Annotated in this window: 11 protein-coding genes and 1 tRNA gene; 9 read left to right on the top strand and 3 right to left on the bottom strand. The window is 57.3% G+C overall.

The window, feature by feature from the left end; all coding sequences use genetic code 11:
- Nucleotides 1–14: 14 nt before the first annotated feature.
- The 7 genes from CFR80_RS11520 (at nt 15) to CFR80_RS11490 (ending at nt 7190) form a co-directional block, all read left to right on the top strand.
- Nucleotides 15–1256 (top strand): LL-diaminopimelate aminotransferase, encoded by a 1242-nt coding sequence (locus tag CFR80_RS11520; RefSeq protein WP_010515975.1) that lies wholly within the window; start codon nt 15–17, stop codon nt 1254–1256.
- A 26-nt stretch (nt 1257–1282) separates the two neighbouring features.
- Entirely contained in the window at nt 1283–2620 is a 1338-nt protein-coding gene (locus CFR80_RS11515; protein WP_010515978.1) for a homoserine dehydrogenase, read from the top strand.
- Between the two features lie 74 nt (nt 2621–2694).
- A complete protein-coding gene (gene recJ, locus CFR80_RS11510) occupies nt 2695–4542 on the top strand; it encodes a single-stranded-DNA-specific exonuclease RecJ (RefSeq protein WP_010515979.1) in 1848 nt (615 codons plus the stop codon).
- A gap of 68 nt (nt 4543–4610) precedes the next feature.
- Nucleotides 4611–4686: transfer RNA gene (locus CFR80_RS11505), tRNA-Glu, on the top strand.
- Between the two features lie 158 nt (nt 4687–4844).
- Complete coding sequence (locus CFR80_RS11500) at nt 4845–5039, top strand: hypothetical protein (RefSeq protein WP_232275912.1); 195 nt, start codon at nt 4845–4847, stop codon at nt 5037–5039.
- A gap of 784 nt (nt 5040–5823) precedes the next feature.
- Nucleotides 5824–6009, top strand: a complete 186-nt coding sequence (locus CFR80_RS11495) for a hypothetical protein (protein ID WP_010515981.1) — start codon at nt 5824–5826, stop codon at nt 6007–6009.
- A gap of 57 nt (nt 6010–6066) precedes the next feature.
- A protein-coding gene (locus tag CFR80_RS11490; RefSeq protein ID WP_181418208.1) for an IS3 family transposase occupies nt 6067–7190 on the top strand; the annotation gives its coding sequence in 2 pieces (ribosomal slippage) (nt 6067–6295 and nt 6295–7190; 1125 coding nt in all).
- 286 nt (nt 7191–7476) lie between these two features.
- Here the strand turns inward: CFR80_RS11490 and CFR80_RS11485 are convergent.
- The 3 genes from CFR80_RS11485 to CFR80_RS11475 are packed head-to-tail and all read right to left on the bottom strand — an operon-like array spanning nt 7477 to nt 10976.
- A complete protein-coding gene (locus CFR80_RS11485; protein ID WP_110507390.1) occupies nt 7477–8139 on the bottom strand; it encodes a hypothetical protein in 663 nt (220 codons plus the stop codon).
- Nucleotides 8136–9263 (bottom strand): glycosyltransferase family 4 protein, encoded by a 1128-nt coding sequence (locus tag CFR80_RS11480; protein ID WP_110507389.1) that lies wholly within the window; start codon nt 9261–9263, stop codon nt 8136–8138. The genes CFR80_RS11485 and CFR80_RS11480 overlap by 4 nt, the downstream gene beginning before the upstream one ends.
- Nucleotides 9264–9275: 12 nt before the next feature.
- Nucleotides 9276–10976, bottom strand: a complete 1701-nt coding sequence (locus CFR80_RS11475; RefSeq protein ID WP_110507388.1) for a glycosyltransferase family protein — start codon at nt 10974–10976, stop codon at nt 9276–9278.
- 327 nt (nt 10977–11303) lie between these two features.
- Here CFR80_RS11475 and CFR80_RS11470 point away from each other — a divergent pair, with 327 nt between their 5' ends.
- Both CFR80_RS11470 and CFR80_RS11465 read left to right on the top strand, forming a co-directional pair.
- Nucleotides 11304–12524, top strand: coding sequence for a glycosyltransferase family 4 protein (locus CFR80_RS11470; RefSeq protein ID WP_110507387.1), 1221 nt, complete (start codon nt 11304–11306; stop codon nt 12522–12524).
- Nucleotides 12525–12589: 65 nt separating this feature from the next.
- On the top strand, nt 12590–12782 hold a 193-nt coding region (locus CFR80_RS11465; RefSeq protein WP_146221631.1), incomplete at its 3' end, for a transposase.

Raw genomic sequence — 12782 nt, 5'->3', positions numbered from 1 at the left:
CAACAGAGCGTCCCATGACCGAAGAATTCCACCGTATCCGCCGCCTGCCGCCCTATGTCTTCGCTGAAGTCAACAAGGCCAAGGCCCAGGCCCGAGCGCGGGGGGAGGATATTATTGATCTGGGCATGGGCAATCCCGATACCCCCACCCCGCCCCACATCGTGCAGAAACTGGTGGAAACGGTAGCCGATCCGCGCGCGCACCGTTATTCCGTCAGCCGTGGCATCCCGGGCCTGCGCCGGGCGCTGGCGGGCTATTACGAACGCCGCTTCAACGTGAAGCTGGACCCCGAGACGGAAGTGATCGCGACACTTGGGTCCAAGGAAGGGCTGGCCAACCTCGCCTCCGCCATCACCAGTCCGGGCGACACGATTCTGGTGCCCAACCCGTCCTATCCCATTCATCAGTTCGGCTTCATCATCGCGGGTGCGTCCGTACGCTCCATTCCCGCAACACCGGACGATGAAATGCTGGAGGCACTGGACCGCGCGGTACGCCATTCCGTGCCGAAACCCACGGCACTAATCGTCAATTTCCCGTCAAATCCCACCGCGTATCTGGCGGACCTTGATTTCTACCGCAAGCTGGTGGCGTTTGCGCGCAAGCACGAAATCTGGATCCTGTCGGACCTTGCGTATGCTGAAATCTATTTTGGCGACAATGTTCCGCCCTCCATCCTTGAGGTGCCGGGCGCGAAGGACATCGCCGTTGAATTCACATCCCTGTCCAAGACCTATTCCATGGCGGGCTGGCGCATGGGCTTTGCCGCGGGCAACCCCAAGCTGATCTCGGCGCTGACGCGCATCAAGTCCTATCTGGACTATGGCGCGTTCACCCCCATTCAGGTCGCCGCCGTCGCGGCCCTCAGCGGACCGCAGGACTGTGTGGCCGAAATCCGCGATATCTACCGCAAGCGCCGCGACGTGCTGATCCAGGGCCTGCACGCGGCGGGATGGGACGTACCCTCCCCCGAAGGCTCGATGTTCGCATGGGCGCCGATTCCCCAGCGGTTCCGCGAACTGGGCAGCGTGGGCTTTTCCAAGCTGCTGCTGAAGGAAGCAGGCGTCGCGGTGGCCCCCGGCCTTGGCTTCGGGGAACATGGCGAGGGCTTCGTGCGCATCGGGCTGGTGGAAAACACCCAGCGCCTGCGTCAGGCCTGCCGCTCGATCCGCCATTTCATGACGGAACATGGCGGCACGACCTCCACCACGCAGCAGGCGGCCCCACTGTCGGGCAAACAGCCTGCCCATTCATGACTGCCCTATCGGTTGACGGAAAACAGATGACTTCTTCCCCTTGCAAGCCCGCCCCCAAACCGCCCCTGCGCATCGGTATTGCGGGGCTGGGCACGGTTGGTGCCGGCGTTGTAAAGCTGCTGCGCGAAAACGCGGACCTGATCCGTGCCCGCGCGGGCCGCGAACTGGTCGTGACCGCCGTAAGCGCGCGCAACCGCACGCGTGACCGTGGCATTGACCTGTCCGGCATTGCCTGGTGTGACACGCCGGAGGAACTGGCAACCCACCCCGATGTTGACGTGGTGGCCGAACTGATTGGCGGGGCCGAAGGTGCCGCGCGCCTGACGGTTACCCGTGCGCTGGAAAACCGCCGCCCCGTGGTGACCGCCAACAAGGCGCTGATCGCCATCCACGGTGCCGAACTGGCCTGCACGGCGCAGGCCGCGGGCGTGCCGCTTATGTTCGAGGCGGCGGTGGCCGGTGGCATTCCCGCCATCAAGACCGTACGTGAAGGGCTGGCCGCGGACCGTATCCTGAAAATCGGCGGCATCCTGAACGGCACATGCAACTACATCCTGACCGTCATGCATGAGACCGGGCGGGATTTTGCCGAAATCCTGTCCGATGCGCAGAAGCTGGGCTATGCCGAGGCCGATCCCTCGACCGATGTGGACGGTGTCGATACCGCACATAAGCTGGCGATTCTGGCCGGGCTGGCGTTCGGGCGGCCGGTAGTGTTCGCATCCGTCTATATCGAAGGCATCCGCCGCATTGGCGCGCTGGACCTGCAGTTCGCGCGCAAGATGGGCTACCGCATCAAGCTTCTGGGTATCGCCTGCCAGCACGAAAACGGTATCGAGGCCCGGGTGCACCCCTGCCTGGTGCCGCAGGATGCGCCGATTGCGGAAGTGAACGGCGTCTTCAACGCCGTGGTGGCGGAAGGGGCCTTTGCCGGTCGCCTCATGCTGGAAGGACGGGGCGCGGGCGAGGGGCCGACCGCCACTGCGGTATGCGCCGACCTGATCGATATTGCCCGTGGGTCCGCCATGCCGGTATGGGGCTGCGCAGCCGACAGCCTGACACAGGCCGTGGCACTGCCAAGCAAATCGTTCACGGGCGAATACTACCTGCGCCTGAATGTGGAAGACCGCCCCGGCGTGATTGCCGACATCACGGCGGTGCTGCGTGACAATGGCGTCTCGCTGCGCAGCATGCTGCAGCATGCCGACGCACATGAAGTCCGTCCCGACGGCACCCATGCCGTGCCGCTGGTGCTGCTGACACACAGGACGAACGAAGCGGCGATGCAGCACGCGCTGCACCATATTGCCGAACTGCCTGCCGTACTGGATGAACCCGTACTGATCCGTATCGACGCAGGCTAGGGTACTGGATGGATGGCCTCACGGGCCGTCCATCCAGTCCACCCGCCCCTGCATGCCCATAAGGATCCGTTTACATGTCCGCAGCCGACCTGCTTTCCCTCGCCACCGCGTCGCCCGCGCCACAGGACATGCAGGAACCAGCCGTGCTGGGGGTTACCCGCAGTGTCACGGGCCGGCGATGGAACTGGCGCGAAGGCGGGCAGGCCAGCCATACCGACCGCATGGGCATGGCCATTGCACAGCAGACCGGACTGCCGGAAATTGTCGGCCGCATGCTGGCCCTGCGCCGTATCGCGCCCGAACAGGTTGAAACCTACCTGAGCCCCACCCTGCGCGCGCTGATGCCCGACCCTTCCACGTTCACCGACATGGATGCAGCGGCGGCCCGTCTGGCCACGGCCATCCGTAATGCGGAAACGGTGGGCCTGTTCGGGGATTATGACGTGGACGGCGCCTGTTCCACCGCGTTGCTGACCGACTTCCTGCGCCGTCAGGGCTGCACGGTGCTGACCCATATTCCCGACCGCATGACGGAAGGCTATGGCCCGAACACGCCCGCAATCGAGGCCATGCAGGATCAGGGCGCACGCCTGATCGTCTGCCTGGACTGCGGGACGGCGGCGGTCGATGTGCTGGAACAGGTCAGCACGCGCAGCGATGTCATTGTCCTTGACCACCATCAGGTACAGGGCGCGCTGCCCCGCGTGCTGGCGACGGTCAACCCGAACCGGCCCGACTGCCCATCGGGGCTGCATGGTATCTGTGCAGCCGCCGTCACGTTCATGACCGTGGTGGCCACGGCGCGTATCCTTCGCCGTGACGGGTGGTTCGATTCCCGTCCTGATCCGCAACTGATGGACAGCCTCGACCTCGTGGCGCTGGCGACGGTATGCGATGTCATGCCGTTAAGCGGCCTGAACCGCGCCTTTGTCACACAGGGGCTGAAGGTCATGGCGCGCCGGCAGCGCACGGGACTGGCTGCCCTGCTGGATGCCGCGGGCGCGCGTGACCCGCTTTCGGCCTTTACGTGTGGATTTGCGCTTGGCCCGCGCATCAATGCAGGGGGACGTATCGCGGATTCCGGGCTGGGGCTGCGACTGCTGCTGTGCACGGACGCGGCGGAAGCGCAGGCGCTGGCTGAAAAGCTCAATTCCGTCAACCACAACCGCCAGAGCGTCGAATCCGGCATTCTGGACCGCGCCATGGAACTGGCGGCCGCACAACGTGCGCAGGGCCATGCCGTACTGGTGCTGAGTGGCCGTGACTGGCACCCCGGCGTGGTCGGAATCGTGGCGGGACGCATCAAGGAAAAATTCAACCGCCCCGTTCTGGTGGGCGCGGAACTGGATGATGGGAACGTCAAGGGGTCCGCCCGTTCGGTACCGGGTCAGGATCTGGGCGGGGCCATTATCGCGGCACGGCAGGCGGGCCTGTTGTCATCGGGGGGAGGTCATGCGATGGCGGCGGGTTTTGGCTTGCCCGCGGACGGGATTCCCGCCCTGCATGCGTTTCTTGACCACCATCTGGCCACTGCTGCCAGCCTGCCCGATGCGGTGGACCTGACCATTGACGCCGTGGTGAACGTGGCCGCCGCCGATGTGGCGCTGGCAACCGACATGGACCGTCTGGCCCCCTTTGGCGCGGGAAATGATGAACCGCTGATCGCACTGCCCCGCGTTCGCGTGGCCTATGCCGAACGGATCGGACGGGAAGGCAATACCCTGCGCCTGACGCTGCAGGGCGAAGGCCGGGGGCCGCGGCTGAAGGCGCTGGTGTTCCGCGCCAATGAAAGTCCGCTTGCCCCCGTGCTGGAAGATCGTGACGCACCGCCGCTGCATCTGGCGGGATGGCTGCGCGCCGAAAGCTGGAATGGCCGGACATCCGCCACATTTTTCATCCGTGACGCGGCGATCGCCCAATAATTTCAATATTTTTGAATCAGGGGGTTGACCCCCACCCCGTGTCGGGATACTTACCGCTCACGCCTTTAGTCCCGTTCGTCTAGAGGCCTAGGACACCGCCCTTTCACGGCGGCAACACGGGTTCGAATCCCGTACGGGACGCCAGCTACTTTACCGCAATCTATTGTGGATATAGTGCTGATTACAGGTAATATCCTGATTTTAAATCTGTTGGGCCATGAGCCGATCCTGAGCCAGACGGGTTTCTGTTACTCGGATACGACTCAATGACATCAGGGATTCTCATGAGAGAATCGTAAAAGATGAAGATCGGTTTCACCACAGGCAGAGTGCTGCCAAAAGGTGTCTGGTATCGTGGCCCAAGCCCGGAAGATGGTGAACGGCAAACGTATCCACAAAACATTCGCCTTAACCCTCTGGCGCGACGTTGGCTCAATGAAAAGCGGGCCGGGATTGATCTGGGCCAGTTTCGCGATATATCCGCCAAGGCCGCCTGACTGTCAGTTGCCCCGTGCCGACACGGCTTCCTGTAACTGAATGGCGCTTCGGATGCTGGTCGGTGGTCCGGAAACGGTCGAGACCATGGCTGCTCTTGCGTCTGGCGCAATGGGGAAAGACGTGTTTGCGGCCTGGCTCCGACGGTACGTTCGAAACGAATATTTCATATACTTTCGATATCTGACCAGATTTTATCATGAGTATGATACCCGGCCGGCCTCCCTGCCCTCCATGATCCGGCCGACAGCCGATCTCCTGCAGGGCGCCTCAAACCGGCCGAATATGGTTACCATTACACCGTTCCGCACCGCCTCAACGCCATGCTGGCTTACGGACACAGAGCATTCTTTACCTCAGAAATCCGTCCGATTTCTTCCCGGCTGGCATAGCTATGCAACATGTCCATCCCCCAGCCATTTTTCAGTTTTACATTCGCAACAGAAAATGAAAGTTCTGGTTTCGGCTTTCCCCATTATGGCATCTTTTGGTAAGGCGGGCGCGCAGTTGCACATTATTGGGTAATAATACCAGAGGGGCAGTCCTGTCGAAACGACTGGGACAGCATGACCTGCATAAAAACAGGAATACCTGTTATACGTAGATCATCTATTCCATATAATTTCAAAATGATACCACTCGTTCTGGAAAGAAATATGATTACAGAACATCTTACAGGTTAAAGATGAATTTTATCAGATCATAATAATCTTGATAACATGCAAATTCGTGGTATGTTTTTCATAACAGTCAAAGTTTACCATTCATTTGAGAGCATGTACCCAGATGTCAGAGAAAACGTTCGACAACAATACCTATACAGACAGCTGGGAGATCAAGGACGCTGCTGATGGGGCAGCCTACTCTTTTGAAACCACACAGCAGGTATCGGATGCCCTGCCAATGGATGGGAAATATGGTGACCCCATCACAACGGATTCACAGGGCAATGCAGAGGTCCTGGACTTGTAACGGTTTTGTGCCGGTCATCTGAGCGTTTTAAGCTCGTATCAGGAGACCGACGAGACCATGAAGCATACGGAAGATTTCAAGCGCGAGGCCGTGAGGATTGCGTTGAGCAGCGGACTGTCACGTACGCGCATTGCGACCGACCTGGGTATTGGCAAATCCACCCTGGCGAAATGGATAGTGAATTATCGTCCGGACGAGCCGGCATCAGGGCCTCAGGCTGATCTGGCCCGCGAGAATGAACGTCTTCGCCTGGAGAACCGGATTTTGCGGGAGGAGAGGGAAATCCTAAAAAAAGCTACCCAGTTCTTCGCGAGCCAAAAGCCATGAGGTTCGCTTTCATCCACGGACATCGGCATGAATGGCCAATCGGGAGGCTGTGCCAGGTTTTGCGGGTCTCGGCACGAGGTTACCGGGCCTGGACATCCCGACCGGCCTGCCAGCGCCAACATACCGATCTGAAGGTACTGACGCATATCCGTGAGCATTTTGCCCTGAGCAACGGGTCCTACGGACGGCCGCGCATGACCATGGAACTCAGGGAAGCCGGGCTTGATGTCGGAGAACGTCGCGTTGGCCGCCTCATGAAGGACAACGGGATCCGGCCCGTGCGCACCCGTCGCTACAAAATTACAACCGACAGCCACCCCCAGTCTGACATTGCGGCCAACCTTCTGGACGGTGATTTCCTTGCTGAAGGCCCCAACCGGAAATGGGCGGGAGATATCAGTTATATCTGGACTGCCGAGGGCTGGCTCTACCTCGCTGTCGTCATCGATCTGTTCAGTCGTCGCGTGATCGGGTGGGCCGCGAGCGATCGGATGAAAAAGGATCTGGCCATCCGTGCCCTGGACATGGCGGCACGACTGCGTAACCCGGCGTCCGGCTGCATTTTCCACTCCGATCGTGGCAGCCAGTATGGCTCCCATGATTTCCAGAAAAAGCTGCTGGCCCATGGGCTGCTGGCTTCAATGTCCGGAAAGGGAAACTGTTTTGACAACGCTGCCGTCGAAACATTTTTCAAAAGCCTGAAGGCGGAATGGCTCTGGAGACAGAACTGGTCAACCCGCCGTCAGGCTACCGCCGCCATCTTCCAGTATATCAATGGTTTCTACAATCCACGTCGACGCCATTCATATCTGGGCGGTATCAGCCCACTCGCTTTTGAAGCAAGAGTGGCATAAGCACTTCCCGACCGGCACAAAACCGTTACAAGTCCAACCTTCCGGTGCATCTGTCCGGTTCATCCCCATGCCAGTATTTCATACAAAACCAGTCCCTGACGGCTATCGGATACAGAAACCGTGCCTGTAGCCACACGTGACCGGGGCTATCCCCGGTCGTGGACATGAAAAATTATTGCTCAGGCAATGAAAGATGTGTCTGTATTTAAAGTGTTACCATGCCCTATTGTAAAACATCTCCGGGCAGGATCATGGTCTCGTTTCATAGCGACCCTGGATAACTGGTTTACAGTCGGAATGAAAAATCGTCGCTGGCTGACCCCGGAATGCGCCGGATCCAGAATTTCCGTGCTTCTTTACTGTCGTACACATCATTGAGAAACCTGCGCAGAGACCGCGGCAGATTCTTTTCATCAAACGTCCTTTTCTGTTCGAACCCGGCTGCGGGGCCTCGCTTCAGGAACATATGATAGACTGTATCGATAAAGCAGTTCTTTCCTTTTTCTTTATAAAATTCGACTGCATACGGAACAAGATCATCAATACTGGAAAGATGCCCCGGATCAAGTTCAAGCACGAGATCACTGACGGACATATGCCGTACCGGCGGCTTCGCGCTCATGGTTTCATCATGTGGAACTGGCAGGGTAAAAAGCGTCCTTCCGGATCGCGCGCATTGCAGCACGGGCGTATCATTCAGGCCATATGCCGTACGTATCCCTGAAATGACCGCCCGCCCGTAAGATTTGCCATCCGCAACGGTGGAACTGACGGCCGGATCGCAGACCACCCTGACATAGCTGATCGGCACATCCCCCGCGAAAAGGGCAAGCGCAACCGGTTTGTCAGGGGTTTCGAAACATACGGTCAGCGTCATGACATCACCATCGATGGACATGTCTCTTACTGCTGCGACCGCGGCATATTTGAATGGATTGACGGTCATCATGCGGTCTCCAGCACCCATCTGGCGATTTCCCCGTAACACTGGTCCCAGCCGGCCTCCCGCCCCCGACGCAGCGTATCAGTCAGGGACGTCCGCGATGACCGTCCGATCAGCGCGCACCGATGCGCGATATACATTGCTTCGGAAAACTCATCGAGGCTGTTCGGATCGAAAAAGATACTTCTGTCCGGCGCCACTTCGGGCATGCTTGATGCGTTCGAACACACCGTAAATTTGTTCAGTGTCGCGGCCTCAAGGATCGGCAGGCCAAAGCCTTCGAAAAATGAGGGATAGATACAGAAAGCGCAATTGGCGAGGAGGATCGCCCGCTGCTCGGGGGGAACGAAGCCGGTGAACACGACCTGTTCCGTCGGAATGCCATTCTCCACAAGAAGGCGTAACAGGCGTCCCTTTTCATCCAGCCAGCCGTCGCGGCCGATGAAAATGAACTTGTAATCCCGCCCGAACTGAGGATTTTCCAACAGGAATTCCAGGACAATCGCAGCATTTTTGCGGGGTTCGAGCGTACCCAGCACAACGACATAGGGTTCCACCGTAATGCCCCGCCGCGCACCGTCCAGCGCAAGGGAAAGATCACACGGATCGAACGACGTGCCAAGACGGATCACCGATGTCTTTTCACGGGGGCATTGGAAATACAGTTCCACGTCGCCGCGCGTTGCTTCCGAAACGCAGAAATAATGATCGGACGATTCAATATCGTGTTTGATGCGGTTGGCGAAATGATCAATATTATCCTGATTATGGTAGAACGGGGTCAGCAGCGGACTCAGGTCATGCACGATCAGTGCTTCCTTGCGGAAATACCGCCGCACGGGCTTTACATGCGGAAACACCGCCACGTATTCCCGCGCCTGCAGGAAATCCAGGCTTCGGCCATTTATTGCCGCATCGTGGAACAGGCCGCCACTGTGCGCCCCGCTCTGATCTCCGAGAAGCTTCTCGATCAGGGGCCGCGGAAGCGGCAGTATTTCATAACAGAATGTCCAGTCGATCCTGTCGTCCGCAATCGCCTTTTCTGCAATCGCCCCTATGACATTTGAAATTCCGGTCCAGTGGTCTTCCAGCAAGGGAGCAACATCAAAGACAGCTTTTACTTTACTCATGATTCGGCCCCATCAGGATAATAGCTGGTCAAGACGTTCGGACAGCCTGTGGGTACCAAAGGCGGTCTGTACGGTGTCGAAGGCCGCAGTGGCCATCTTTTCATACCCGTCCTCGGGAATGGCGACGGAGCGGACAAGTGCGTCGTACACATCCTCAATCCCCGCCTTGTACAACGTGACGCCAAACATCTGGTACCGCTCTGCAAAGCCTATAGGGGCCGGTATCGTCCGGTGCGTCATGATCACCGCATTATCTTCCTGAATATAGTCGTTCATGGCCGTATGGCGCACGCTGACCGGGACAGACCGGCGTGCCATCGCTTCGATAAGGGGAAGGTTCTGACCCTCCGCAATCGCCGGACAGACATAGAAACGCGAGACGTCGAACAATGTATTGAGCTGTTCCCGCGTCAATGTCTCCCGGGTCAGCCAGATATTCCGGCTGCTGACCGATGGGACCAGACTGTCAGGTGACGACATCTGCCCATGAAGGACACTGGCGTTCGGGCCGTTGTCGAGCTTCTGCTCATCCGCCACCTTTAGGAAAAGATAGGCGTTCGGGTATTCCCGCGAGAACGCATCAAACCCGCGGATCAGGCTGTCGATGTTCTTGCGGTAATCATACGCGTTGAAGAGGGCGACATAAATGATCGGGTTGGCGCTGCTGTCGGCATGATTGAACAGGATCTTCTGCAGCGATGCGGCATGCCGCTGCGCATCGTGGCTCATGATATCCTGAATTCTTGGCATAATGCTGAGCGGAACCCAGGACACATTCCTGAGCGACGCTGCTGCCGTGCTGATTGCACGTCTGGTCTGCGGTTTGGGCCGCCAGCCCACATTGCGATCGATCACCGCTGGCGACGGCATGTAGGTCACGATATTCCGTACGGACCGCTTCACGCTTTCTACGCCATATTGCGACGGTACCCACAATTCGTCAGCCAGGGCCAGCATGGATGCCTGGTCACTGAACGCGTTATAGGACAGGTTCTCCTCCGGAAAACGAAGACGTTCGAACTCCCAGGCAAAACAGATGATATTATATGCGCCTTTCAGGAGATTTATCTTTTCAGGCGGATAGAAGCCGATATGGATGATTTTTTTCGCTGTCGAAATATTCCGGATATTGGCAATACCTGCCACTTCATTCAGAATCTGGTAATCGATGCCCAGATCGTCCAGGGCCCTGGCGAAACCCTTCAGTGCAAAGGCGTATGAATAATCGGATCGGCCAATACGGTGGCTCATATCCGTCCGGTCGCTTTCTTCGAATACCTTGCAGACGGAAGAGATATAGACCGCGCAATCCAGTTCATCGCGATCCGGGAAGACCCCGCGTGAGACAAGTGCCGCCGCCAGTCCCCTGAGGTGATCAATCTCGACCTGAACAGGGGCTGCATCCCCCTGCCATCCTTCCAGTGCAGCGGAATACAGTGCGAAGGCCGCACCGATATTCCCGCGAAGCTTCTGCAGGTGACCACGCTGGAGGCTGATTTCACCAGATCCCGGTTCCAGATCCCGCGCCTTGAGATAGGCGTCATCCGCCAGGTCATAAAAACCGCATTCCTTCAGGGCATGCCCATATTGCAGCCACGCCGATGCGGATCTGGGAAAGTATTCTGTCTGCCTGCGTCGGAAACGGAGGACAAGGGGCCAGTCACCGGCGTCAATCGCTTTGCAAATTCTGGTTCTGGTATTCGTTACGTTCACTCTGGAAATAACTTTTTGAACGATCTTCATTGCGTAACGCCTGCCTGAAATGACGCGGTTATCAGAAATATATCCAGGTGTTTCTAGACCACACCACCAATTGCGCCAACCCATGCACCAGACCCCATCCAGACAGGGTGACATGTTTTATCACCTGCGCCCGGCAGATCAGGAAAAAAAATCGTCCGGGTTGCTTTTTGTGGCAGGTCATCAGGTAGGCAAGGAATAACATCTCATGTAAATGAGATGGACCTTTTGGTAACGTGGTCTGGACACGGGTGTTTATGCCTTACGTGATGTAAGGGTGCATCAGCAAGTGAGGCGTAATTGGATCAGTTCTCTTCCCTGCGTATTGGCATAGATGGCTTCAACCTTTCCCTGCCGCGTGGCACGGGCGTTGCAACCTATGCGCGCAACCTGACCTATGCACTCAAGTTTTTGAGCCACGACGTAGATGTTCTCTACGGCATGGACATAACGGAGAAAATGGCGCCTACCTTACGGGAAGTCATGTTCTTTGACCGGCTGGGCGGAAATGTCCAGCCACGCTCATCATCCCCGTTACGACCCAAATGGTGGAAGAATACCATTCAGGACGCAGCCGGACGCACGGCCGTCGAAGTCCCCATGACCGGGCATGTCGATCGTCGTATCTTTGTCGAAAACCTGCCTCAGGCCGATCGAATTCTGAATGTCTGGAATCTGTTCCATCGGGCACAGGCATATTATCGTCTGACCGGGCAGTTTCTCCGGGTCAATATACCTGATCCACCCGCGATCATGCACTGGACATACCCTTTCCCCATTTCGGTCAACAAATCATTAAATATATATACCATCCATGATCTGGTTCCACTGCGTCTGCCGACAACCACAGCGGACAACAAGAAATATTACTATAACCTGATACGGGATATCTGCAGGAAACAGGGACCAATCTGCACTGTATCAGAAGCATCACGACAGGAAATCAATAAATTCTTTCCTGATTCAACGGAAAATACATACGTTGCATATCCTTCCGTCTCCGATCCAAACAAAAACTACACGGGGTCGGAATACGAAAAAAATGAACTACACAACATGTTTGGCATTTCCGCCGGTGAATATTTCATATTCATTGGCGCACTGGAGCCCAAAAAGAACATTTATCGACTTGTTGAAAGTTTCCTGTCGTACAATACGTCCCGCAAACTTCTGATCGTTGGGGCGGCGGGCTGGAAGAACAGGCCGATTGTCCGGATCATAAAGAAAGGCGTGGATGCGGGCCGGGTCGTGTACTCTGACTATCTTCCGCGCCCTGTCCTGCGTTTCCTGCTGAAAAATGCCCGTGCCCTCCTGTTCCCGTCCATTGCGGAAGGGTTTGGCCTGCCGGTTCTTGAAGCCTTTCAGGCTGGAATACCGGTCATGTGCTCAGCAGAAGGCGGTCTTAAGGAAGTCTGCGGTCATGCCGCACTGATTGTCGATGCTTTTGACACAGAATCAATCATACGCGGCATATCCAGAATGGATAATGATGATTCCCTGTGCAATTCACTCAGAGCCTGATCCGAAAGTTTTTGAACAATACCAGCCTGTTGTGATTCATCCGTCTTTACGAAGAGATGGAGTGAATGGTGACATGGACTGGTATTGCCCGACGTGAACATAGCCGGGAAGGACTGCGATATCCATCGGATATGATGGACGGGGAATGGGCTTTGATCATGCCATTTGTGCCCCCTGCGAAACGGGGCGGTCGCCCTCGCACGACGGATATGCGCGAGGTGGTCAATGCGATGCTCTACATAGCCTCGGCCGGGTGCG

The sequence above is a fragment of the Komagataeibacter oboediens genome, from assembly GCF_003207815.1.
In the GTDB taxonomy this organism is placed as follows: domain Bacteria; phylum Pseudomonadota; class Alphaproteobacteria; order Acetobacterales; family Acetobacteraceae; genus Komagataeibacter; species Komagataeibacter oboediens.
Note: the sequence above shows the minus strand (reverse complement) of the source record. Positions and strands in the feature narration are given on the sequence as shown.

Bases quoted from the DNA above. Each gene is read 5' to 3' on its own strand.
- CFR80_RS11520 (WP_010515975.1), top strand. From the start codon at position 15: ATGACCGAAGAATTCCACCGTATCCGCCGCCTGCCGCCCTATGTCTTC.
- CFR80_RS11515 (WP_010515978.1), top strand. From the start codon at position 1,283: ATGACTTCTTCCCCTTGCAAGCCCGCCCCCAAACCGCCCCTGCGCATC.
- recJ (WP_010515979.1), top strand. From the start codon at position 2,695: ATGTCCGCAGCCGACCTGCTTTCCCTCGCCACCGCGTCGCCCGCGCCA.
- CFR80_RS11500 (WP_232275912.1), top strand. From the start codon at position 4,845: ATGAAGATCGGTTTCACCACAGGCAGAGTGCTGCCAAAAGGTGTCTGG.
- CFR80_RS11495 (WP_010515981.1), top strand. From the start codon at position 5,824: ATGTCAGAGAAAACGTTCGACAACAATACCTATACAGACAGCTGGGAG.
- CFR80_RS11485 (WP_110507390.1), bottom strand. From the start codon at position 8,139: ATGATGACCGTCAATCCATTCAAATATGCCGCGGTCGCAGCAGTAAGA.
- CFR80_RS11480 (WP_110507389.1), bottom strand. From the start codon at position 9,263: ATGAGTAAAGTAAAAGCTGTCTTTGATGTTGCTCCCTTGCTGGAAGAC.